This window comes from Actinorectispora metalli, from assembly GCF_056323685.1.
In genome coordinates this window covers 441595-464458 of the sequence record NZ_JBREYE010000002.1, presented here as the reverse complement: position 1 = coordinate 464458, position 22864 = coordinate 441595, and the positions used below count along the sequence as shown (strand labels likewise).

At 67.8% G+C, this 22864-nt stretch carries 19 protein-coding genes and 1 pseudogene; 7 read left to right on the top strand and 13 right to left on the bottom strand.

The features are described 5' to 3' along the window. The first annotated feature begins 3 nt into the window (after positions 1-3). Both ACU6XJ_RS22285 and ACU6XJ_RS22280 read left to right on the top strand, forming a co-directional pair. Entirely contained in the window at positions 4-750 is a 747-nt protein-coding gene (locus ACU6XJ_RS22285; protein ID WP_476315053.1) for an SDR family NAD(P)-dependent oxidoreductase, read from the top strand. Between the two features lie 15 nt (positions 751-765). Then, positions 766-1242 (top strand): permease-like cell division protein FtsX, encoded by a 477-nt coding sequence (locus ACU6XJ_RS22280; protein WP_476315050.1) that lies wholly within the window; start codon positions 766-768, stop codon positions 1240-1242. A 2-nt stretch (positions 1243-1244) separates the two neighbouring features. On the opposite strand, the gene ACU6XJ_RS22275 is transcribed toward ACU6XJ_RS22280, so the two are convergent. The 5 genes from ACU6XJ_RS22275 to ACU6XJ_RS22255 form a co-directional block, all read right to left on the bottom strand. Continuing rightward, complete coding sequence (locus tag ACU6XJ_RS22275; RefSeq protein ID WP_476315047.1) at positions 1245-2039, bottom strand: SDR family oxidoreductase; 795 nt, start codon at positions 2037-2039, stop codon at positions 1245-1247. Next, entirely contained in the window at positions 2036-3697 is a 1662-nt protein-coding gene (locus ACU6XJ_RS22270) for an FAD-binding dehydrogenase (RefSeq protein ID WP_476315044.1), read from the bottom strand. The genes ACU6XJ_RS22275 and ACU6XJ_RS22270 overlap by 4 nt, the downstream gene beginning before the upstream one ends. Next, positions 3698-4951, bottom strand: coding sequence for a TetR/AcrR family transcriptional regulator (locus ACU6XJ_RS22265; protein ID WP_476315041.1), 1254 nt, complete (start codon positions 4949-4951; stop codon positions 3698-3700). 991 nt (positions 4952-5942) lie between these two features. After that, positions 5943-7508, bottom strand: a complete 1566-nt coding sequence (locus tag ACU6XJ_RS22260) for an HNH endonuclease (protein ID WP_476315038.1) — start codon at positions 7506-7508, stop codon at positions 5943-5945. Positions 7509-7842: 334 nt separating this feature from the next. Beyond that, on the bottom strand, positions 7843-8898 hold the full coding sequence (locus tag ACU6XJ_RS22255) for an ROK family transcriptional regulator (RefSeq protein WP_476315035.1): 1056 nt from the start codon (positions 8896-8898) through the stop codon (positions 7843-7845). Positions 8899-8943: 45 nt separating this feature from the next. On the opposite strand from ACU6XJ_RS22255, the gene ACU6XJ_RS22250 reads away from it, so the two are divergent. Beyond that, complete coding sequence (locus ACU6XJ_RS22250; protein WP_476315033.1) at positions 8944-9993, top strand: Gfo/Idh/MocA family protein; 1050 nt, start codon at positions 8944-8946, stop codon at positions 9991-9993. Positions 9994-10260: 267 nt separating this feature from the next. Continuing rightward, a pseudogene (locus ACU6XJ_RS22245) lies at positions 10261-11328 on the top strand (transcription termination factor Rho, short form); the annotation flags it as partial. On the opposite strand, the gene ACU6XJ_RS22240 reads toward ACU6XJ_RS22245, so the two are convergent. Beyond that, complete coding sequence (locus ACU6XJ_RS22240; RefSeq protein ID WP_476315030.1) at positions 11318-12475, bottom strand: glycosyltransferase; 1158 nt, start codon at positions 12473-12475, stop codon at positions 11318-11320. The pseudogene ACU6XJ_RS22245 and the gene ACU6XJ_RS22240 sit on opposite strands and share 11 nt — an antisense overlap. A gap of 415 nt (positions 12476-12890) precedes the next feature. Between ACU6XJ_RS22240 and ACU6XJ_RS22235 the strand changes: the two genes are divergently transcribed. After that, complete coding sequence (locus ACU6XJ_RS22235) at positions 12891-13217, top strand: hypothetical protein (protein WP_476315027.1); 327 nt, start codon at positions 12891-12893, stop codon at positions 13215-13217. A 53-nt stretch (positions 13218-13270) separates the two neighbouring features. Here ACU6XJ_RS22235 and ACU6XJ_RS22230 read toward each other — a convergent pair whose 3' ends face one another. The 4 genes from ACU6XJ_RS22230 to ACU6XJ_RS22215 form a co-directional block, all read right to left on the bottom strand. Continuing rightward, positions 13271-13516 carry a hypothetical protein gene (locus ACU6XJ_RS22230; RefSeq protein WP_476315024.1) on the bottom strand — a complete coding sequence of 82 codons (246 nt, stop codon included), beginning with the start codon at positions 13514-13516 and terminating at the stop codon, positions 13271-13273. A 13-nt stretch (positions 13517-13529) separates the two neighbouring features. Further along, entirely contained in the window at positions 13530-14516 is a 987-nt protein-coding gene (locus ACU6XJ_RS22225) for a bile acid:sodium symporter family protein (RefSeq protein ID WP_476315022.1), read from the bottom strand. Positions 14517-14553: 37 nt separating this feature from the next. Then, positions 14554-15414, bottom strand: a complete 861-nt coding sequence (locus tag ACU6XJ_RS22220) for an isocitrate lyase/PEP mutase family protein (RefSeq protein WP_476315019.1) — start codon at positions 15412-15414, stop codon at positions 14554-14556. Between the two features lie 507 nt (positions 15415-15921). Further along, positions 15922-16473, bottom strand: coding sequence for a hypothetical protein (locus ACU6XJ_RS22215; RefSeq protein WP_476315016.1), 552 nt, complete (start codon positions 16471-16473; stop codon positions 15922-15924). 404 nt (positions 16474-16877) lie between these two features. Here ACU6XJ_RS22215 and ACU6XJ_RS22210 point away from each other — a divergent pair, with 404 nt between their 5' ends. After that, positions 16878-17291: a dienelactone hydrolase family protein gene (locus ACU6XJ_RS22210; RefSeq protein ID WP_476315013.1), complete on the top strand. Its 414-nt coding sequence runs from the start codon at positions 16878-16880 to the stop codon at positions 17289-17291. 98 nt (positions 17292-17389) lie between these two features. Further along, entirely contained in the window at positions 17390-20902 is a 3513-nt protein-coding gene (car, locus tag ACU6XJ_RS22205; RefSeq protein WP_476315010.1) for a carboxylic acid reductase, read from the top strand. Between the two features lie 11 nt (positions 20903-20913). On the opposite strand, the gene ACU6XJ_RS22200 is transcribed toward car, so the two are convergent. The 3 genes from ACU6XJ_RS22200 to ACU6XJ_RS22190 form a co-directional block, all read right to left on the bottom strand. After that, a complete protein-coding gene (locus ACU6XJ_RS22200; protein ID WP_476315007.1) occupies positions 20914-21774 on the bottom strand; it encodes a poly(ethylene terephthalate) hydrolase family protein in 861 nt (286 codons plus the stop codon). 248 nt (positions 21775-22022) lie between these two features. Further along, a complete protein-coding gene (locus ACU6XJ_RS22195) occupies positions 22023-22457 on the bottom strand; it encodes a hypothetical protein (protein WP_476315004.1) in 435 nt (144 codons plus the stop codon). A 39-nt stretch (positions 22458-22496) separates the two neighbouring features. Next, on the bottom strand, positions 22497-22864 hold a 368-nt coding region (locus ACU6XJ_RS22190), incomplete at its 5' end, for a LysR family transcriptional regulator (protein ID WP_476315001.1).

Genomic DNA, 22864 nt, shown 5'->3' with positions numbered 1-22864 from the left:
AAGATGGACCGCGGACGGTTGGCGGACAGGGTCTGTGTGATCACGGGTGCTGCCAAAGGGATCGGCCGCGCCACGGCGGAGTTGTTCGCCCGCGAGGGCGCGAGCGTGGTGGCGACCGATGTGGACGAGGAGGGCCTTGGCACGCTCCCCGAGGGAGTGACCACCGTGGTCGGCGATGTGAGTGATCCGCAGGACGCGCAGCGGATGATCAGCACCGCGGTCGAGTTGCACGGCGGGCTGGATGTGCTGGTGGCCAATGCGGGCGTGATTCCGCTGATGGACGTGTTGGAGGCCGAGGCGGAGGACTGGGACCGCGTGATGGCCGTCGATGGCCGCGGCATGTTCCTCACCTGCAAGTACGCGATCAAGGAGATGGTGGCAGGCGGTGGCGGGTCGATCGTGTGCGTGTCGTCGATTTCCGGGGAGGCTGGTCAGCGTCGGCAGGCCGTGTACGGGCCCGCGAAGTTCGTGGCCTCCGGTCTGACCAAGCACCTGGCCATCGAATGGGCGGACCGCGGCATCCGCGTCAACGCGGTGGCGCCGGGAACGATCCGAACCGACCGGGTGCGCAGGCTTCCCGATGAGCCGGGCGGGTCGGAGTACCTGGCGGCCATCGAGCGACTGCACCCGATGCAGCGCATCGGCGAGCCCTCGGAGGTCGCCGCCGCGATCCTGTTCCTGGCGGGCGACGAGGCCTCGTTCATCACGGGCGCGGTGCTTCCGGTGGATGGCGGGTACCTGGCGCAGTAGAGCAGAATGCGCCGTATGCGCCCTGCCCGGCGGGAGTGGCCATTGCTGATCGTCGTCGCAGTCACCGTGGTGACGACGGCCGTGGTCGTCGCGCTCATCATGACCCACGAGCCCGACAAGACCGCGGCGGTGACGACCGCTCCCCGGGTCTTATTGCCGCCCGAGACCCCCGGCCAGCCGCCGCGCACCGTCGAGTGCCCTGACGAGGTGATGGTCTTCGTCGACTCCGATCAGTCCATGCTGCTGATCGCCGAGAAGTTGCGTGCGGACAGCAGGATTCGCGAGGTCACGGCGGAGACCCGGCAGGAGAGCTACGAGCGGTTCAAGGTTCTGTTCCGGGATGACGTGGAGCTGCTGAGAAAGGTTCGGCCGGAGCACCTGCCCGCCGCGGTGCGGGTGCGGCCTGCGCCGGGGGTGGATCGGACAGACCTTGCGGGCGAGCTTCGTCGGGAGATTCCCGAGGCGCGGGAGGTCAAGACGCAGCCCTGCTGAAGTCAGCGCAGGCCGTGGCGGCGGGCGACCATCCGCTCCACGAACGACCGCGGCAGCAGCCTGCGCAGGGTGAACACCACCGGCGCGTTGCTGCCCACCGCGTAGAGCGGCTTGGGGTGCTCCGCCTCGATCGCCTTCACGACGGTGGCGGCGACCTTCGCCGCGGAGACGCCGCCTGCCTCGTTGGCGTTCATGGCTTTGATCATCGTGTGGTACTCGGCGGCGAACGGGGAGTCCGCCGCGACGTAGTGGGTGCGGCGGTCGCTGATGCCGGTGCTGATCGAACCCGGCTCCACCGTCGTGATGCCCACGCCGAACGGGCTGAGCTCGCGGCGGGCGGCGCTGGCAAAACCCTTGATCGCGGCTTTAGAGGCCACATAGGACGACCGGTAGGGCATGGGGAAGCTGGCGTTCATCGAGCCGACCATGACCACCCGGCCGTAGTGGCGGGCCCGCATACCGGGCAGCAGCAGTTGGGTCAGGCGGACGGCGCCGAAGACGTTGAGCTGGAACAGGCGTTGGATCGCGTCCATCGGCAGTTCCTCGATCGGCCCGTTCTGGCTCTCCCCCGCGTTGTTGACCAGCACGTCCACCTCGCCCACTTCGGCGGCGAAGGCCTCGACGGCGGCGGTGTCGGTGAGGTCCAGGGCGCGGTAGTCCACGCCCGGCACCGGGTCGGCAACCGCGGACGGGTTGCGGCTGGTGCCGATCACCTTGTACCCGCGGTCGACCAGCGCCGCGGCCACAGCGGCGCCGATACCGGAGGAGGCGCCGGTCACCAGCGCGGTGCGCGTCATGCCAGCCTCTTGGCGAGTGCGCGGCCCGCGGCGCGGCCGGAGAAGATGCAGCCGCCGAGGAAGGTGCCTTCCAACGCGTTGTAGCCGTGGACGCCGCCGCCGCCGAAGCCCGCGACCTCGCCCGCCGCGTACAGGCCGTCGAACGGGGTGCCGTCGGTGCGCATGAGCTGGGAGTCCAGGTTGGTTTCCAGGCCGCCCAGGGTTTTGCGGGTCAGCAGGTGCAGGCGCACCGCGATCAGCGGGCCGTGCGCCGGGTCGAGCAGGCGGTGCGGCTTGACCACGCGGGTGATCTTGTCCGGCCAGAACGAGCGGGCGTTGTTGATCGCCATGAGCTGCAGATCCTTGGAGTAGGCGTTGGCCACCTCGCGGTCGCGGGCCACCACCTCCCGCTCGATCTGCGCGTAGTCCAGGGCGGGGCCGGTGGCGATGGCGTTCATGCCCTCGACCAGTTCGCGCAGGTTGGGGCGCACCACGAAGTCCTCGCCGTGGTCCAGGAACGCCTGGATCGGGCCGGGCGCGCCCTTCTTGACTCTGGACAGCACCAGTTTGAGGTCCTTGCCGGTGATGTCGGGGTTCTGCTCGGACCCGGACAGGGCGAACTCCTTCTCCACAATGGAGCGGGTCAGGATGAACCACGAGTAGTCGTGCCCGCCGCGCACGATGTGCTTGAGCGTGGCCAGCGTGTCGTGACCGGGAAACAGCGGCGGCGGCAGCCGCCTGCCGGTGGCGTCCAGCCACATCGAGGACGGGCCGGGGATGATCCGGATGGCGTGGCCGGGCCAGATCGGGTCCCAGTTCTTGATGCCCTCGGTGTAGTGCCACATGCGGTCCGGGTTCACGATGGACCCGCCCGCCTTCGCGGTGATCTCCAGCATCCGCCCGTCGACATGCGCGGGAACACCGCAGATCATCGACTTCGGCACCGGCCCGAGGCGGTCCACCGGCCAGTTGCGGCGCACGATGTCGTGGTTGCCGCCGATGCCGCCGGAGGTCACCACCACCGCCTGCGCGCGCAATTCGAACTCGCCTGCGGCCTCTCGTGAGGATGCGACGCCGCGTGGCTCGGCGGAGGGCACCAGCACGGTCCCGCGCACCCCGACCGCGGCGCCGTTCTCGACGATCAGCTCGTCCACCTGGTGCCGGTGTCGGAACGTCACCAGGCCGCGCTCGGCCGCCTCGAGCACCGGCTCCCGGAACACACGCACCACCTCGGGGCCGGTGCCCCACACGAGGTGGAACCGCGGCACCGAGTTGCCGTGCCCGGTCGCCGTGCCGCCACCGCGTTCGGCCCAGCCGACGGTCGGCGTGACCCGCAGGCCCAGGTCGTAGAGGTAGCGGCGCTTCTCGCCGCAGGCGAAGTCCACATAGGCCCTGGCCCACTGCCGCGGCCAGTGGTCGTCGCGTTCCCGATCGAAGCCCGCCGAGCCCAGCCAGTCGGCCAGCGCGAGTTCGTAGGAGTCCTTGATGCCAAGGCGCCGCTGCTCGGGTGTGTTGACCATGAACAGCCCGCCAAGCGACCAGAACGCCTGCCCGCCGAGGTTGGCCTCGTTCTCCTGGTCCAGCACGACAACGCGCTTGCCCGCGCGGGTGAGCTCATAGGTGGCGACCAGTCCGGCCAAGCCGGCCCCGACCACGATCACATCGGCGACGTCGTTCACTCACTTCTCCTCGGTGATCGGTGTGCTGTAGGCGTCGAGTACCTGGCGGAACAACTCCTGGCGACGCAACCACACCGCGGGGTTGTCCGGTTCCAGCAAGACCTGCACGGTGGTGCCGTCGTGCACGGCCACCAGCGCGTGGCCGAGCGCGGTCCGGTCGGTGACGCGGCGTCCGGAGCGCTCCAGCGCGTCCACGATGATCGGCAGGATGGTGTCCTGGATGGACGCCTCGCGGGCGGCCATCACCCGCCGCAGCGGCGGATTGCGCAGGGCGTGGGCGGTGAACTCCGCGGTAACCCGATACCAGGCGTCGTCGACGGGGGCAGCGGCAAGCGCGGCACGCAAGGCATCCTCCGGCGAGGCCTCGGAAGCATCGGCCACCGCCGCCTTGAGGTCGGCCAGCATGCGGCCCGACCGCTGCTCCCACATGGCGAGGAACAACTCGTCCAGTGAGGAAAAGTTGGAATAGAACGCGCCGCGAGAAAACCCAGCCCGCTCGCAGACCTGCTCGACAGTGGAGCGGCCGAAACCCTCCTCAGCGAACACCGCCAACGCCCCGTCGAGCAGCCGCTGCCGAGTCTTGGCTCGGCGCACGCTGACCGCCGCAGTCGCCGACATGTCCATCACCTCACCCGGCGACGGTATTGGATACACCGATGTATCCGCAAGGGACTCACTCGTCCGAACGGCCCCGTCCACCAGCCCGGTCAGCGTCCGCACGCAGATGCCGGCAAGTTCCTCACGGGAGACCTCCCGACTATCCAGCCATTCCAGCGCCAACACCCTGGTCATCTCGACCCACCCCCGCACCGCCAAGCGCAATGCCGGGGAAGGCCGCACTCCGGTGTGGCGAAGCGCGTCCAGAACACGGTCCTCGTGCAGGCGGTTGGTGCGTGCGATGACGGCGCGCACCTCCTCGTCCGCCGAGGCGGCATAGGCGGCCCGGACCAGGGATTCGTTGACCTCCACCTGTGCCAAGAACGCGGTCACCCCGGCGCTGAGCCGCTCATGGGGAGGCAGGTCGGGGTCGGGCACCGTGGCCAGGGCGAGCCGGTCGGCTGCCAGCGCCACGATCGCCCGGAAGAGATCGCGCTTGGTGGCGAAGTAGCGGTACATCAGCCCACGCGAGACGCCCGCCCGCGAGGCGAGGTCGTCGATGGAGACGTCCTCGTAGGCCTGCTCGGCGAACAACCGCGCGCCAACGGACAGCAACTGTTCGCGGCGCTGCTCCGGGGTCAGCCTGGTGCGGGACACCAGCTCAGCTTAGTAGACGCTTGTTCACTAGCGCCTCGTCTGGGTATCAGGGGGCGTGAATGAGGTTCGGGCTGCTATGGCTTTGCGTGGGGATGATTGAGGGTTTTGCTGGTGGCTTTTGGGTTTCGCTTGGTTGGTGTTCGCCGGCGGGATTTTTTGATGATTTTATGTGGGGCCCCTAGCGGTGGTGCGGAGGGGCTTTTCCGGGGCAGGCTTCGCATGCCCCTCTCGCGGACGAGCTTAGCACCACCGCTCCCCCCACAGAAAATCATCAAAAAATCCCGCCTTGGTCAGCGGTTACCAGTGGGCGATTTCGGGTGGGGTTCGCACAGGGTTTCGCGATGGGGGAAACCGGCAATTCCGGATGCCGTGCCGACACCCTCCATTCTGGAGGCGTGCCGATACCGCGAGTTCGGCAGGAAGACGCCCATCAGTTCTGGATAGCGTGCTGAGGTCGCCACTTCAGAAGGGCGTTCTGATGTCCTCAGTTCAGGAAACCCGCTGCCGACCGTCACTTCGGGAAGGCGTGCTCACGCCGTCAGTCCAGAAGGGGCACACTTCCGCCAGTTCAGAAGGCCTGCCGAGCGCATCGCTTTAGGGGGCGTGGTGAGGGCGGCAGTTCAGAAGGGTGCTCTGATGTCGTCAATTCAAAAGATCTGTCAATAACTCAGGAGACCCTCGGCGAACGCCAGCTCACGAGGCGTGCTGACATAGCCAGCCCAGAAGGGCACGCCAATGTCATTGGATCAGAAGGGTGAACTGAACCCGTCAGTTCGGAAGGCCCGCCGAGCGCATCACTTCAAGAGGGCGCGCTGAGGACACCAGTTCAGAAGGGCGCTCTGATGCCGCCGGTTCAGGAGGCCTGCTGACGCCGCCACAACAGGGAGGGAGGGCGTGCTGAGAGCACCAGTCCAGAGGGGACGTGCTGGCGCCAGCACTCCAGGATGACGCGCTGACACCGTCAATCCAGAAAAGCACCGAGGGCGACGATTCAGAAGGGTGGAGGTCCTTCACTTTCACCGCAATTACCGGATCCGGATATGGATATGGGCGTGGTTATGGGCGTGGGCGTGGGTGTGCGTCGGCTTCGGTGGGTGGGGTGGGTGCTTTTCGGCATGCGTTGTACGAGTGGTGGGGTGGCGCGGTTCGGTGGTGCGGTCGGCGGGTGTTTGGGGTGGTGTGCCACTCGGGTCGGCCGCTTGCCGAGGTGCGGGTTGTTCGGGTTGTCGTTGGTCGGGTTGTTGTGTGGTGGGTGCGGGTTGTTGTTCGGGTTGGTGTTGTGGGGTGGGTGCGGGTTGTTGTGGGGTGTGGGGTCGAGCAAGGGTTGTGGGGGGACTTCATAGGTGCGTCCGGTGGGGCTGGTCCAGTGCAGGGTGCCGGGGTGGGGTTGGGTTGCTGTCCAGCCGCCTCGGTGTTTGGTGTGGTGGTGGCGGGCGCATAGGGGTGCGAGGTTGGTGTGGCTGGTGGGGCCGCCTTGGCTGTATTGGTGGGTGTGGTCGAGTTCGATTCCTGTGCTGCGGGATTTGCGGGTGCAGCCGGGGAAGCAGCATCTCGGGTTGCGGGTTTTGACATAGCGGGTGAGTTCGCGGCCCGGGCGGTAGACCTTCTGCCTGAGGGGGAGTGCGATGCCGGCGTCGTCGACCAGGACGCGTTTGTAGACGACGGTGTCGCGGTGGGTGTCGATGATGGTCCGCATCACCGACGCGGGCAGCATGCTCCCGTCGGCCAACTCCACCGGCACGTCATCGGCGCCGATCAGGGTCGTGAAGGGCGTGATGATGTGCAGGACCGCCGTGGTGGAGGCGGCGAGGTGGCGGGTGCGTTCATCCAGGCTGCCGGCGAGCAGGCCAAGAGCGACATCCGAGCGGAGTTGGTCGAGGGTGCGCTCATCCCCGTCGCGCCTGAGTGCCCGGGCGATCTTGTCGACCCGGTCGTCGACCACGGAGATCTTTTCGGTGGCGCCGCCGATGATGTAGTGGGCGAACCCGTCCTCACCGGGCTTCTTGGAGGCGTAGGTGTCCCTGCGACGCTGCTCGGAGCGTTTCTCACACCCCTGCGGGTCCACCCGCGACACCGTGCGGCGCAGGATGCTCGCCAACTGTTGCGCGGTCCGACCGGAAGCCTTCACCAAGGCCTCCTGCTCGACTCGGGTTCGGATCTCGGGCTCGAGAATGGTGGTGGCGTGGGCGATGGCGTAGGCATGCCCGATGTCGATCCGCCCCTCTTTCAGGGCGGCGTGGGTGGCGGGCAGGTCCCCGAAGATGGTCACCGCGTCGCTGAGGACCCGGTCGGCCGCACGCGGGGACAGCTTCGCCGCCGAGGCGATCTCGGTGTCGCAGAACGAGCCCCACGACACCTCCGGTTCGGCCTTGCGGATCTCCCACAACCGGTAGGCGGCCTCCCATTCCACCGCTTTGGCGAAGCTCTGCAACCGGCGGGCCAACACCACCACCGACAACGCCTCATCATCGGAGACCGCCGAGATGTCGGTGGCCAGCACGGCCTCCAACACCTCACCCACCGGCGAGGTGTGACGGAGCTCCCCCAAAGAAGTCATACCCCCATGATATCGAATACCTGTTCGATATCGCATCACCCGAAAGGGCTGGACAATCAATCACGCAAGGTCACCGAAAAGGCGACACTCGACCGGACGCCAACAAATTGTATCGTGGGATTTGTTGTTTTACATGGGGTGGCGGTGCCGCTAAGCTCGCCGCGAGGAAGGGCATGCGAAGCCTGCCCGGTAAAGCCCTTCCGCGGCACCGCAGGGGCCCCATGTCAAACAACAAATCCCACCAAACCCAACCGAAAAACCCACCGCACCAGCGGCACATAAAAATCGCTAAACCAAGCACCCGCATCCGCAAAACACCCCACACCGAGGCGCATCAAACCGGTTCCGCATAAAACCCAGCGAGCACCTCCGCCGCAGCGCCGACGGCGACCACGTCCTCCCCCACCTCATCCACATCCAGCCGCACCTGCGTCCACGGTGGAGCAACAGCAAGCCCGGCACCCACCGCCTCGATGTAGAGCCGAGGCCGGGCCCGAACGCCCCGGCCCGCCAACACGATGCGGTCCAGGTCCAGCACCCGAACCAGGTCAGCGAGCCCGATACCCAACAACCGCGCCGCTTCCCGGTGATCCGCCCTCGCAGCAGCCGCGTTGTGCAGCACCTCCACACAGCCGCGCCGCCCGCAGGCACAACGCGGACCGTCGAAGGCAAGCGTGGTGTGCCCGAACTCCCCCGCGTTAGTGCGCGGCCCCCGATAGACGTCGCCGCCAATCAAAAACCCCGCACCGATACCCGTACCCACCAGCACCACCGCAGTCGCCGACGCAGCGGCCGACCGCCAGCGGTGCGCATACGCCGCAGCGTTGGTGTCCTTGTCCAACACCACCGGCAGTGCCGTGGCCTCGGCGATCAGGTCGCGCAGCGGCACTTCGTGCCAGCCGGGCAGGTTCGTCGCGTCGTGCAGCACCCCGGTCCGGTGGTCGAGCGGACCGAGCACGCCGACGCCCAGCCCGAGCACGGTGTCCGTGGACAGTTCAGCGACGCAGCCCGCGATTGCCTCGACCGCCTCGGCCGGGCCGAACCCGGCGGGCAGCGCGGTCCGAACGCAGGCACACACCTCGCCCGCCAGGTCCATGCGGACGGCGCGCACCTCATCCCTGTCCAGGTGCACTCCCAGTGCGTGCCGCGCCTCGCCTCGGATCGCCAGGCGGGTACGGGGTTTGCCGACGCCTGCGGCGGGCTGGCGCTGTTCGGTCAGCAGGCCGGCGGCCAGCAGTTCCGGGACGATCTTCGATACAGCCTGCTGGGTGAGGCCGCTGCGCTGCGCCAACTCGGTCCGGCTGAGGCCGCCCGCGCGGCGGATCTCGGCGAGCAACAGGGCCCGGTTGTGCTTCCGCACGCCACGCAGGTTGACCCCGGTCTCCGTCACGGCGGCATCCTAGCAATTACTCAACAGTGTTGTATTATTGAGCGCATGGTTCTTCGCGTGGGCATCCTGGGCTACGGCGTCGGTGGGCGGGTTTTTCACGCTCCCCTGGTCCAGGCCACCTCCGGCCTCGCGGTGGCCGCCATCGTGACCGCCAACCCCGAGCGCGCCGGTCAGGCCGTCGCGGACTACCCGGGTGCCGCCGTGCTGCCCGACGCGGACGCGTTGTTCGCCCGCGAAATGGACCTGGTGGTGGTCAGCACGCCGAACCGCACCCACGTCCCGCTCGCCCTGCGCGCGATCGAGGCGGGCATCCCGGTGGTGGTGGACAAGCCGTTCGCCCCCACGGTGGCCGAGGCGGAGCAGGTGGTGAGCGCCGCGGCCGCGGCGGGGGTCGGGTTGACGGTGTTCCAGAACCGCCGGTTCGACTCGGACTTCCTGACGGTTCGTTCGGTGCTGGAGTCGGGGCGGCTGGGCGAGGTCTTCCGCTTCGAGTCCCGCTACGACCGCTGGGTGCCGAAGCCCAAGGACAACTGGCGGGAGTTCGGCGACCCGGCCGAGGCGGGCGGCATCCTCTACGACCTCGGCGCCCACATCGTCGACCAGGCGATTCAGCTTTTCGGACCGGTGGCCGAGGTCTACGCGGAACTGGACGGCCGCCGGGCGGGAGTGGCCGTCGACGACGACATGTTCGTCGCGCTGCGCCACGTCAACGGGGTGCGCTCGCACCTGTGGGCCTCGGCGCTGGCGGCGACCCGGAACCCACGGTTCCGGGTGCTCGGCGACCAGGCGGCGTTCACCAAGTACGGCCTCGACGTCCAGGAGCCACAGGTGCTGGCCGGGTTGCGGCCCGGCGAACCGGGCTGGGGCGTGGAGCCGGAGGCCGACGCCGGTGTGCTCGGCGATGGCGTCGACACCGTCCGCGTGCCCACCGAAACCGGCTGCTACGAGCGCTTCTACACCCAGGTACGCGACGCGCTGCTCGGCAAGGGCGCGTTTCCCGTCGACCCGGCAAGCGCCGTGGAGCCGCTGCGCGTCATCGAAGCCGCCCGCTCCTCGGCGACCGAACACCGGGTGCGCACGCTGCACGGCGCCTAGCACCTGCGACGAATCTTTCCTCTGTTGATTCGATGTTGCGCGACGATCGCTCCGTGAGCTAACCTCGGTGGCGTCTCGTTCTTGTGGATGCAGACCACGTTCTCCCACAAGATCTTTTCCAGATCCCTTTCGCACCGCCCGACCTGGGCCGTTGTGGGATCAGTTCCGCGGCATGCGCTCTCAGCGCGGTCACCGCACCTCTCATTGATCAACAAAGGAAGAAACTCCATGAACACCAACGACATTCCTGTCGAGGAGCGGCTGACCGCCGGGATCCTCGACATCGTGCACAACCGCGCCGTCGTGCGCACCGACGGCTACCTGTCCGGCCCGGACGACGCGGTCGTCCCGCAGCGGCTGGTGCGGGAGCACGGCCTGCGTCGCGGCGACACCATCACCGGCCGCACCCGCCCGGCCAACAAGGGCGAGAAGCAGCTGGTGCAGGTGGACACCGTCAACGGGCAGCACCCCCGCCACGCGGCATCCCGGCCGGACTTCTCCGAACTGGTGCCGCTGTACCCGAACGAGCGGCTCCGCCTGGAGACCGAGCCGCACATCCTGACCACCCGCGTCACCGACCTGCTGATGCCGGTCGGCAAGGGCCAGCGCGCGTTGATCGTGGCGCCGCCCAAGGCGGGCAAGACCTCGGTCCTGCAGTCGATCGCACACGGCATCGCCAAGAACCACCCCGAGTGCCACCTGATGCTGGTGCTGGTCGGCGAGCGGCCGGAAGAGGTCACCGACCTGGCGCGAGCCGTGCCCGCCGAGGTGGTTGCCTCCACCTTCGACCATCCGCCGCACGAGCACACCGCGATCGCCGAGTTGGCCATCGAACGCGCCAAGCGCCTGGTCGAGGCAGGCCAAGACGTCGTGGTGCTGCTCGACTCCCTGACCAGGCTGGGCCGCGCCTACAACCTGGCCGCCCCTGCCTCCGGGCGCGTCCTGTCCGGCGGTGTCGACGCGAGTGCGCTCACCCCGCCCAAGCGGTTCCTCGGCGCCGCACGCAACATCGAGAACGGCGGTTCGCTGACCATCTTCGCCACCGCGCTGGTGGAGACCGGTTCGGTCGGCGACACGCTGATCTTCGAGGAGTACAAGGGCACCGGCAACGCCGAACTCAGACTGGACCGGAAGATCGCGGCCAAGCGCGTCTTTCCCGCCGTGGACATCGCTCAGACCAGCACCCGCAAGGAAGAACTGCTGCTGGTCCCCGAGGAGTTGGCGGCCACCCGCGCCCTCCGCCGCGCCCTGGACGGCCGCGACATCGAATCGCTGCTCGACGGCCTGCGCAAGACCCGCACCAACATCGAGTTCCTCACCCAGCTCAACCGCTGACGGCGTACTCCAACAGCCGATCCAGCACTTCCTTCGGCGGCGGCATGGCCGCGATCCGCCCCGCGATGACCGCCGCGGACCGCCGCGGTGACGCGTCGTCCCTGACGGAGCGAAATGCCCTCCGGATGGCATCCTCGGTCGGCGCCACGTTGAAGCCGACGCCTGCCGCCGCGATCTGGGCGGCCATGTCGAACTGGTCGGTGGCCAGTGGGGATGCCACCAGCGGCTTCCCGTGGGCCAGTGCTCCGAGCACCGAGCCCGCCCCCGCGTGGCAGACCACCGCGTCCACGTGCGGTAGCAGCCGCTGCTGCGGCACGAAGTGCTCGATGCGCACGTAGTCGGGCTGGGTGCCGAACCGCTGCCGGTCACCGTTGTATCCAATCGTGGCGATCACATTGACGCCCTCGCCGTGCAATGCGGCGATCATGGCCTCCAGCACGCCCGGCCGGGTGTTGTGAGTGGTGCCCAGTGTGACGTACGCGGTTCGCTCGTGGGGCAGCCCGTCCAGCACCGGGGGCCGTTCGCCGGGAACCGGGATCACGTTCTCCGGTCGCAGCGGCCACAGGTTCGGGTACTCCCACGCGGTATCGCGCGGCCGCAGGCCATCGGGCCAGATGTCCAGGTACGGGACGGTATCGCGGGCGCGCAGTTCGCTCGGCCCGTTGCGCCGCACGATCTCACCCGCGATCCGCCATCCCTCGGCCATCACCGAGGCCGATTTCGGCGGACCGATGGCATGCATCGCGTACGGCACGCCCGCGATGGCGGCGGCCATCACCGAGGCTTGCTCGGCGAGGTTGGAGATCACCAGGTGCGGCCGGAACTCTCGCAGGTAGGTGAGCATGTCCGGGAGGCGCTCCGCCGCGCCGATCCCGATCATGCAGTGCGCCACCAGGTGCGACAGCCGCTCGTCCATGCTCAACGCCTGGAGGGTGTCCATCGGATGTTTCCGCAGGTAGCGGTCGACCATGTCGGTGGTCGGCGGGCCCAGTGTCACCGTTGTCAGGCCCGCGCCCTCGGGGTACTGCTCGGCGCCGGGGCCGGTCACGAACACCACGTCATGCCCGGCATTTCGCGCCGTGACGGCCAGCGGAAGCATCGGCGCGATGTGGCTGTGACCCGCCCCGGAGGAGAACAACAGTCGCATTCACCCGACCGTAGCCGGGCTGATCACGCTGTTGTCACGCAGGCAAACGCCCTCGGGCGCTCAACTGTGCGAAAGCACGTTGATGACGTGGCCATCGGGGTCTTTGACGAAGAAGCGGCGCACGCCCCACGGCTCGTCCGTGAGGCCGTGCACGGTCTCGGCTCCTCGGGGCGTTCGGGGTCGGCGAGCGTCACGATCCAGCCGTGGTCCATGACCACCTTCAGCCCGAGGACCCGACCGTAGAAGGCCGCAGAGTACGCAGGCGATGCGCTCTCCAGGTCCGCCACCACTCTGTGGACCGCCACGTTGAGCACCTTTCCAACACGGTCGCTTCACTTTCGTATTACGGCGGGCTCGATCCTGTCATCGACACTGGACACTGGCGCACACGGTTCACGTGATCTCCGAGGTATCCATGACCACTGCGCAGCTCTGGCTTCAGCACTTCCACCTCGCCCGGCCGGAACACTGGACCAAGGTCCCGCTGCCGTGCACGACGCGCAACTCGCAGGCGTTCGCCGACGAGGAGCTGTCGCCGAAGTCTCGGGCCCGCGAGGGTGGAATGTACTCGCATGCGGCCACCGTCCGCTGCGAGACCTGCGGCGAGCTGATCGAGGTCCGCAGGCTCTCCGATGAGGCGTTCGACCGGAAGCGGGCGGGCCGGTTGTTCCGGGACACCGTCTCCCAGCACGTGGTGTTCCTCAAGCGCGGTCAGGCCCACCACGACGTCGTCGTGGAATAACGCGATCCGCGTGCCGTCCCTCGGTGGGTTCAGCACGCGGATCGGCGCTGTGGTTATCGCGGGTGCTTCTCGGCGTCGCCCTGGTTGTCGCTGCCCGCGCTGCCGTGGCCGTCGTTGGCGTTGAGCGTCCGGTCGACCTCCAAGACGCTGTCGCCCATCACGGGTTGGACGTGGACGAGGGAGCAGCAGTTCGGGTTGCGCTCGATGTCTCGCAGTTCCGAGGGTTCGGCCATCGCGGCCCCACCGGGGAGCAGCGACAGGAGCGCGAACGGCCCTGCGAGAACGGCTTCACGTAACACTGGGGGCTCTTTCCTAAGTGGCTGATGTCGTTGTCGCTGTTGACGATGCCCGCTGCGGCGCGGCCAGACGCCTGGTGAGCCAGGCACAGACGATGAGCTGTAGCTGGTGATACAGCATCAGCGGCAAGACGATCAAACTGACGGCTTGCCCGGAAAAGAGCACCGTGGCCATGGGCAGGCCACTGGCCAGGCTTTTGTTGGAACCGCAGAACAAGATCGCGATTCGGTCCTCCCGATTGAACCCGAACCAGCGACCCGTCGCGTAGGTCATGCCGAGCGCGACGGCGAGCAGTGCCGCGCTCGCCACGGCGAGCAACATGATGCGCATCGGGGTGAGCTGGTGCCAGACGCCCGCGACGGCGCCCTTGCTGAAGGCGGAGTACACCACGGCCAGGATCACGCCGCGGTCCATCAGCGACAGTTGTTTGCTGTTGCGGTGTGCCCACTCGGCCAGCCAGGGCCTGACAAGCTGGCCGACCACGAACGGAGCGAGCAGCAGGAGCGCGATCTGGCCAAGGGAAGCTCCCGACAGCCCGCTACCGTCCGTGGTCACCAGCATGCTCACCAGCGCGGGGGTGAGCAGCACTCCGAGCATGTTCGAAAACGAGGCGCTGCAGATCGAGGCGGCGACATTGCCGCCCGCGGCGGAGGTGAACGTGATGGACGACTGCACCGTGGACGGCAAGACGCAAAGGAAGAGCAGTCCGATGTAAAGGGGCTCGCTCAGCACGGTCGGAACCAGCACGGCACAGGCCAGTCCCAACAATGGAAAAGCCGCGAACGTGCTGAGCAGGATCACGAGGTGCAGGCGCCAGTGTTGGAGTGCGGCCCAGGTCGACTTCGTTGACAACCTGGTTCCGTAGACGAAGAACAACAAGGCGATCGCCACCTTGATTCCCAGGTCCACAATTCCGGTGAATTCGCCGCGAATGGGAAGTATCGTGGCGGCCACTGCCACGAAAAGGATAGCAAGGACATAAGGGTCAATCCGGAGACGCATACGTCGCTTCCCAGTTCTTCGTCCACGTCTGGAATGATCAGACGAGCAAATCGACAGGCTTCGGGTGGTGTCGGCTCATATTGCGCTCCAACAGCGCGATCGATTCGGCCACACCTACGCTGCCCGCGGTGACCGGGGGCAGCTTGCCCTGGTCTTCGCGAAGCTGGTGCAGTGTCGTGTCGATCGCGGTCTGCGCGGCGAACAGGCATGGCGTGCTGTAGATCGCGACGTTCACACCAAGCTGCTGGAGCTCGGGCAGCGAGATGCGGGGTGATTTGCCGCCCGCGATCTGGTTGAACAGCAGCGGCTTGTCACCGACCACCCCGCGCACCGCCCTGATCCATTCCACGCTGCGCACCCCGTCCACCAGCAGCACATCGGCGTCGGTTTCCGCGAGGATCTTGGCGCGACGGAGGATTTCCTCCTCCTCGGTGGCATCGGTGCGGGCGACCACGACGAGGTCGCGGCGGGTCTGCAACACGAGTTCGAGTTTCTCCAGGTACTCCTCCAGCGGAAGGATCTGCTTGCCGTCCACGTGCCCGCAGCGGCGGGGTCGCTTCTGGTCCTCCAGGATCACCCCGGAGGCGCCGATGGCTTCGAGGTGCTCGATGACGTGACAGGCGACCTCGGGGTCGACGTAGCCGTCGTCGATGTCGACCAGCAGGTGGTTACCCGGAAACGCCAGCCGCAGCCGCTGCACGAAATTAACAATATCGGGCCACGCGATGAACCCGATATCCGGAAGCCCGTAATGCGAAGCGGCGAACCCGAACCCGGAAATGAACATGCCGTTGAAGTGTTTGGCGGCGATGGACGCGGAGAACATGTCGTAGATGCCGATCAACGGAGTGATCTCACTGCCGTTGATATCGTCACGCAGGGCAGTTCCGTATCTCATATAACCCTCCCGAGAGATCGCTTTCTGGTAAGCGATTACCCGTGATCAGACTAAACGGTCCGATCTTTATTCCGCAAAACCTCGGTCGGGTGGACTCTGCGTGGTGGAGAAAGGTGGCGGAAAGAAGACACGATTTGCATTCCCGTTCCCACGTGGTGGACTCTCCGCTTTCTTGAGACGTGGACCCCGCCCCGTCAACGGCTAGACCAATCGGTGGCACGCAATCAGAGGGGGCAAAGCTACGGCTCTCCTGTAGCACTAGCCCCGCCACCGCCGGCCCATTCGCCGACCAACCGAGATTCCGACTACTCTCCGTGAAGCTCAGACCGGATGCCACACCCGCATCCTGGACTGGGATCCCAGCCGGGTGTCATGGCTCCTTGACGGCCCAAGTTTCTGCAAAGCGGATCCGGCAACCTGATGTCGGCGCCCGGTCAGGGGGACGCGAAGCGGGTACCGGATCACACCGATCCGGTACCCGCCTGGGTCAGCCGAGGTGATCAGTTGCTAGCACATGGTCGGGCCCATGACGTTGCTCCAGCTCGCACAGCCCGAGGTGTGGCCGTACCAGTCGTGGCCGAACTCGTGCGCGGCGAGCAGCGCGACGTCCCGGACGCCACCCGGGTACAGCGCGATCCGCTGTCCCATGCCCCAGTTGCAGCCGACGACCCTGGAGCCACCGCCGCAGTTGGAGATGTAGCTGTTCTGGCAGTAGACCGGGGTGCCGCCGCCTTCGCTGAGCGAGGCGCCCCAGTGCCGGGCGCCCTGTCGGATCTGGCTCGCCCAAGACGAGCAGGACGAGGTGATGGTGAACTTGCGGGGGTCACGGGCCATCGCCTGGTAGTTGACCGGGTTGGCAGGGGCAGGGCCTGCTTCCTCGGCCGTGCCCACCGAGGTTCCGTGGGCCTCCACGTTCGCGACGAGCGCGTCGGTCTGCGGAACCGATTCGCCGGTCCCGACCGGCATGGCCAGCAGGCTCGCGACGGCCACGACGCCGATCATGATCCTTTTCACCAGGGACGACGGGGATTTCCGCGGAATCGCTGGGAATTCGCGCATGATTAACTCCATCAAGCAGGGCAATACTGTTTCCGAGAAAGTGAAAGCAGTATTGATGGGCAGGGTTCCCGTCAATGCCAGGGTGCACCAACGGTGCAATCACTCAAACACAGACCACGCTGAAAGTGAAGAGGACGAAACCCAATCGAATAGCCCGAACGGAGCTGTGCCCCAGGGGCTCTGGCAGGCCACGACCCCTCACCGGGTCACCATACGGTTATGGAGCGGCCACACTGCGTGTTCGTGGCCGCAACTACCCTATCGATATTGGCAAGTGGTGAACCCAGAAGGCCATTAACTGTCAACGGACCACTCGCCGAGTCTGCCTGAATCGGGATGAGCGTCAGACAGTTCATTCAAATGTAGAATCTCCCGCCGAATGCGTGGCCCACGTGAGATGAGCCATGCCCGCATACGCTGTTCCCGCTCCGCGCGGGCCGATCAGCGGGTACCTCGCCGAACCGGCGGGCAAGGGCGAGGCATCCCCCGGCGTGGTGGTGCTGCACGATATGGGCGGGCTCACCGCGGACATTCGGCGGCACACCGACCGGTTCGCCGCCGCGCCCCACTACGGCCATCTGCCCAAGGACCTGTCCAGGCTGGACCAGGCGTGCCCCATCGTGGCGAGCTTCGGCCGCCGCGACCCCCTCCTGCGCGGTGCCGCCGGGAAGTTGGAGGTCGCGCTGAGCGAGCGGAACATTCCGCACGATGTGAAGGAATACCCGGAGACCGGGCACAGCTTCGCCAACCGGCTCCCACTCAGTGACGAATCGTTGCTCGGGCGGCCGGACGGGCGTAGATTCATAACAACCCTGTAACGCAGATCATCCGCCGACTAGCGCATTCGCGATTAATATAGTTAGCGAATCTATCGATCCGCCTCGGGAGCGACGGATCGTCGAGGGGAGGACCGGAGATGTCCAAGAGCCTGGCGTCCGAAGACCTGGCGCGGCACGAGCAGCTGCGCATCAGCGAGTTGATCACCACCGACCCGCAGCTCAAGGCGGCGTTCCCGAGCGAAGAGGTCGCCGCGGTGGTGACCGACCCGAAGGCGACCCTGGCCAGGATCGTGGCCGCGGTGATGGACGGTTACGCCGACCGGCCCGCGTTGGCCGAGCGAGCGAGCGAACAGGTCACCGATCCCGCGACCGGCCGGACCTCGCGCAGGCTGCTGCCCGGCTTCGCGACCATCACCTACCGGCAGGTGTGGCAGCGGGCCCGCGCGGTCGCCGCGGCCTGGCACCAGGACGGGGTGCGGGCAGGCGACTTCGTGAGCACCGTCGGGTTCACCAGCAGCGACTACGCCGTCCTTGACCTGGCCTGCGTGCACGCGGGCGCGGTCACCGTGCCGCTGCAGTCCAGCGCCACCGCGGCCAATCTGCGGCCCATCATCGAGGAGACCGCTCCCCTGGTGCTCGCCACGAGCGTCGAGATGCTGGGCACCGCGGTGGAGGTGGCCGCGGCAAGCGACACACTGCGGCAGCTGATCGTGTTCGACTACCACCCCGAGGTGGACGAGGAACGCGAACGGTTCGACGCGGCACGCGCCCGACTGGGCGAGGCGATCGCGGTCGAGTCGCTGGCCGAGGTCATCGCGCGGGGCGAGGACGCGCCGCCCGCTCCCCTGTTCGACCCACCTCCGGCGCAGGACCGGCTGGTCACGCTGATCTACACCTCGGGCAGCACCGGAACACCCAAGGGTGCGATGTACACCGAACGCCAGGTCACCGGCCAGTGGCGGGGGTGGATGAACCGGTGGGGCGATGTCCCGGTGATCTCGCTGAACTTCCTGCCGCTGAGCCACATCGCCGGTCGGGCCACCCTGCTCGGCACGTTGGGCCGGGGCGGCACCTGCTACTTCACCGCCGCGAGCGACCTGTCCACCCTGTTCGAGGACATGGCGCTGACGCGGCCCACCGAGGTCGTGTTCGTGCCCCGTGTCTGCGAGATGGTGTACCAGCGGTTCCACAGCGAGACCGACCGGCGCCTGCTCGCGTCCGACGGGGCGGCCAACCAGGTTGAGGTCGAGGACGCGGTGAAGACGGAACTGCGGGAGGACCTGTTCGGTGGGCGCCTGCTGACCGTGCTGTGCGGCAGCGCCCCGCTCTCGCCCGAGATCGAGGCGTTCATGGAGTCCTGCCTCGAGCTGCCGCTGCACGACGGCTACGGCTCCACCGAGGCGGGCGTGCTGCTGCTGGACACGGTGGTGCAGCGCGCGTCGGTGCTCGACTACAAGCTCATCGACGTGCCCGAGCTTGGCTACTTCGGCACCGACTCGCCGCATCCGCGGGGTGAGTTGCTGGTCAAGACGACGAACCTGATCAGCGGCTACTACAAGCGCCCCGAGATCGCCGCGGAGATCTTCGACGAGGACGGGTTCTACCGGACCGGCGACATCATGGCCCAGATCGGGCCGGACCGGCTGGTCTACGTGGACCGCAGGAAGAACGTGCTGAAGCTGTCGCAGGGCGAGTTCGTCGCCCTGTCCAAGCTGCAGGCCGTGTTCGCGAACAGCCCGCTGGTGCGGCAGATCTTCATGTACGGCAGCAGCGAGCGCTCCTACCTGCTCGGCGTTGTCGTGCCCACCGAGGAGGCGCTGGAGCGGTTCGGTGCGGGCGCGGAGCTGAAGGCGGCGCTCGGCGAGTCCCTCCAGGACATCGCCAGGGAGACGGGCCTGAACTCCTATGAGATCCCCCGCGACCTGCTGATCGAGACCACACCGTGGACGGTGGGCAACGGGTTGTTGTCGGATGCCGGGAAGCTGCTGCCGCCGCGGCTGCGGGAGCGTTACGGCGAGCGGTTGGAGCAGCTCTACGAGGAGCTCGCCACCGGCCAGGAGAACCTGCTGCGTGAGCTGCGGCGCACCGGGCGGGACCGGCCCGTGCTCGACACGGTCGGCAAGGCCACCCAGGCCCTGCTGGGCTGCGCGGGCTCGGACCTCGGCCCCGACGTGCACTTCACCGACCTTGGCGGCGACTCGCTGTCCGCGCTGACGCTGTCCAGGCTGTTCCAGGAGATCTTCGGCGTCGAGGTGCCCGTCGGGGTGGTGACCAGCCCGGCCACCGACCTGCGCGGGCTTGCGGCCTACATCGAGGACGCCTTGGCCTCGGGGGCGAAGCGGCCGACTTTCGGCGCCGTGCACGGCGCCGACGCGGGCGAGGTGCGCGCCGACCAGCTCACTCTGGACAAGTTCATCGATACCGAGACGCTGGAGCTCGCTCCTGGGCTGCCAGGCCCAGCGGAGACGGTGCGCACGGTGCTGCTCACCGGGGCGAACGGCTACCTCGGCCGGTTCCTGTGCCTGGAGTGGCTGGAACGCCTCGCCGCACGCGGCGGCAGGCTGATCTGCCTGGTCCGGGGTACCGACGCGGAGGCCGCCCGCAGGCGCTTGGACGCCGCGTTCGACAGCGGCGACGAGGACCTGCTGCGGCACTACCGCGAACTGGCGGGCTCGCTGGAGGTGCTGCCGGGCGACATCGGTGAGCCGCAACTGGGCTTGGACGAGCAGACCTGGCGCAGGCTGGCGTCCGAGGTGGACCTGGTGGTGCACCCGGCGGCGCTGGTCAACCACGTGCTGCCCTATGACCAGCTGTTCGGGCCCAACGTGGTGGGCACGGCCGAGATCGTCCGGCTGGCCCTGACGAGCAGGCTCAAGCCGGTGACCTACCTGTCGACGGTGGGTGTGGCGGGCCAGGTGGCGCCGTCGGACCTGGACGAGGTCACCGACATCCGGGTGATCAGCCCGGTGCGCAAGCTGGACGACAGCTACGCGGCGGGTTACGGAACCAGCAAATGGGCGGGCGAGGTGCTGCTGCGGGAGGCGCACGAGAAGTACGGGCTGCCCGCCGCGGTGTTCCGCTCCGACATGATCCTCGCGCACAGCACCTACACCGGGCAGCTCAACGTGCCGGACATGTTCACCCGGCTGCTGTTCAGCCTGCTGGCGACCGGGATCGCGCCGCGCTCCTTCTACCGGACCGACGGCGGGCAGCGCCCTCGGGCGCACTACGACGGCCTGCCCGGTGACTTCACCGCCAAGGCGATCACGGTCCTCGGCGAGCGGGCGACGGCCGGGTTCCACACCTACAACGTGGTGAACCCGCATGAGGACGGCATCTCGCTGGACACCGTCGTGGACTGGCTGGTGGAGACAGGCAGGCCGCTCGAGCGGCTGGACGACTACGGCCAGTGGTTCGACCGCTTCGAGACCGCGATCCGCGCGCTGCCCACCGGCAAGCGGCAGCACTCCCTGCTCCCGCTGCTGCACGCCTTCGCCGCACCCGGCGAACCGGTCGACGGTTCGGTGATCCCCGCCCAACGGTTCCGCGCCGCGGTGCGGTCCGCCGGGATCGATGAGGACATCCCGCACCTCACCTCGGCGCTGATCCGCAAGTACGTCACCGACCTCCGGCAGCTCGACCTGCTGTGAACCGCGGGCGGCTAGAACGCGACGGCTTTGGGGTTGCGTTCGAACTTCGACCAGATCGGCGCGGTGCACTGGACGCAGTTCGGGCCGAAGAACTCGGGGCGTGCCTGTTGGTCGCCCATGAGGTGGAAGCGGAACCAGGCGGTGGCCGGACCGCGGAAACGGCCACCGTCGCTGCTGGGCTCGAAGTGGCCCGCGCCTGCCAGTTCGGCGTAGATGGCGGGCACTTGGGAGGCCTGTTCGTAGCGGTCGAGGACGACCGTGGGCCAGACGATGAGGTCGGACTGGGACGCGAAGAACAGGGCGGGGCCGTGGAGGCGGGCAGGGTCGTTGAACGGACCGCCCAACAGGGGCGCCACGGTGTCGACCCTGGGGTCCGCGCCCGCGCCGACCGCCGTGCCGCCGCCCAGCGAATGGCCGGTGGCGCCGACACGGTTGAGGTCGACTTTGCCGAAGTAGACGCTGCCCTGGGTGCTGTTTTCGCGGCTGAGGAAGTCCAGTCCGGCCAGCGCCTGGGTGGGGTCGGCGGACCGCCCTTCGGCCGCGGCCACGATGAAGCCGTGCGAGGCGAAGTGCGTGAGCAGCGCGGTGTAGGACGACACGGTGGCCGCGGCGCCGTTGGCCCAGAGGATGACGGGGTGGCTGCCGCAGCCAAGGCCGCCGAGTGCGGTCGGGCGGAAGATCGTGTTGCCCGCCCCGGTGGATCCCGAGGTGACGGCGAACGGCCCGGGGCTCGCCCAGTTCCGGTTCACCGACGGGCACGCCAGTGCCCCGTTTTCGCCCGCGGGCGCCTGGGCTGCGGGCAGGATCAACACCGCGGCGAACGCCGAGCCCACCAGCGCGCCGATCCGTCTGCGACTCGTCCAGAACCTCATGGCTCTCCCTTTTGTCGTGGTCACAGGGTGAATGCTGAACGTGGCGGTGCCAAGTCCTGTCGACACCTTGTGAACGCCGCCGCGAGCCGCCCGGAGCGCAGTACCCTGGCGGGAAGGTCACCGTCGAGGTCTGGGGAGTCCCACCGTGCCCAAGGGAAAGCAGGGTAAGCGCGGAGCGCGGCCCGTCCTGATCGTTCTGGCCGTGTTGTTCTTCCCGCTGTACTTCCTCTACAAGTGGGCCAAGGACTTCATGGGGTCGTAGTGTCGGCGGGCTCGTCCTCGGTGACGGTCGCCTTGGCACGCCTGCGCATCGCCGCGGCGTAGAGCCGGGGTGCGAACTTGAGCAAGAGCACGGCGGCGAGGTTGGTGAGGAACACCAGCACGGTGTAGGCGAAGCAGATCACCAGCAGCGTCGTGGGCAGCCGGGTGAACACCCCGACGAACAGGCAGGTGAACGGGAACAGCACGCCGATCGCGTTCAGCACCACCAAATCGAACAGGAGTGAGCGGATCGCGCGGGCGAATCCCTGCTCGACGCTCTCCCCCGACTTCCGCTCGACCAACTCGGCCGGATCGCGCGGCAGTCCGCTGATGAGCGCACCCGCCGCGACCGTGAGGAAGATCGTGAACAAGACGGCGGCGGTGGAGAGGAACTGTGTCGCGTCGGTCGCTCTGGCCAGCACCCGTCTCCTCGATCCGTATCGGCGGCGCCTCCGATCAGGTTAGTCCGCGCCCTCACGGAGTCTCCGCATCGAACCCGCGGCGCCGCCCACGCGGTGTGCGGCGCGGATCAGGTGCTGCGCATGCTGCCAATCCGCGATGATCTTGCGGGCGGTGCGCAGCAGGGCCTCGCCCGCGGCGGTCGGGTGGACGTCACGGGTGGTGCGCTCGAGCAATACGACGCCGAGGTCCTTCTCCAGCCTGCGAATACGGCGGCTCAGCGCGGGTTGGGACACGTAGAGCCGCTCGGCGGCGCGGGTGAAGCTGCGCTGCTCGGCGACGGCGACGAAGTGCCGCAGCACCCGGATATCGACATCCACGCCCAGACCCCTCTCCCGAGCGGTGCGGGCACGGCTGGCGGCCGTGCCCG

Excerpts from the sequence above, each read along its gene's own strand:
- car (WP_476315010.1), top strand. The coding sequence starts at position 17,390 with ATGTCCAAGAGCCTGGCGTCCGAAGACCTGGCGCGGCACGAGCAGCTG.
- ACU6XJ_RS22250 (WP_476315033.1), top strand. The coding sequence starts at position 8,944 with ATGGTTCTTCGCGTGGGCATCCTGGGCTACGGCGTCGGTGGGCGGGTT.
- ACU6XJ_RS22210 (WP_476315013.1), top strand. The coding sequence starts at position 16,878 with ATGCCCGCATACGCTGTTCCCGCTCCGCGCGGGCCGATCAGCGGGTAC.
- ACU6XJ_RS22225 (WP_476315022.1), bottom strand. The coding sequence starts at position 14,516 with ATGCGTCTCCGGATTGACCCTTATGTCCTTGCTATCCTTTTCGTGGCA.
- ACU6XJ_RS22260 (WP_476315038.1), bottom strand. The coding sequence starts at position 7,508 with ATGACTTCTTTGGGGGAGCTCCGTCACACCTCGCCGGTGGGTGAGGTG.
- ACU6XJ_RS22215 (WP_476315016.1), bottom strand. The coding sequence starts at position 16,473 with ATGCGCGAATTCCCAGCGATTCCGCGGAAATCCCCGTCGTCCCTGGTG.
- ACU6XJ_RS22220 (WP_476315019.1), bottom strand. The coding sequence starts at position 15,414 with ATGAGATACGGAACTGCCCTGCGTGACGATATCAACGGCAGTGAGATC.
- ACU6XJ_RS22280 (WP_476315050.1), top strand. The coding sequence starts at position 766 with ATGCGCCCTGCCCGGCGGGAGTGGCCATTGCTGATCGTCGTCGCAGTC.
- ACU6XJ_RS22200 (WP_476315007.1), bottom strand. The coding sequence starts at position 21,774 with ATGAGGTTCTGGACGAGTCGCAGACGGATCGGCGCGCTGGTGGGCTCG.
- ACU6XJ_RS22275 (WP_476315047.1), bottom strand. The coding sequence starts at position 2,039 with ATGACGCGCACCGCGCTGGTGACCGGCGCCTCCTCCGGTATCGGCGCC.
- ACU6XJ_RS22240 (WP_476315030.1), bottom strand. The coding sequence starts at position 12,475 with ATGCGACTGTTGTTCTCCTCCGGGGCGGGTCACAGCCACATCGCGCCG.
- ACU6XJ_RS22285 (WP_476315053.1), top strand. The coding sequence starts at position 4 with ATGGACCGCGGACGGTTGGCGGACAGGGTCTGTGTGATCACGGGTGCT.
- ACU6XJ_RS22235 (WP_476315027.1), top strand. The coding sequence starts at position 12,891 with ATGACCACTGCGCAGCTCTGGCTTCAGCACTTCCACCTCGCCCGGCCG.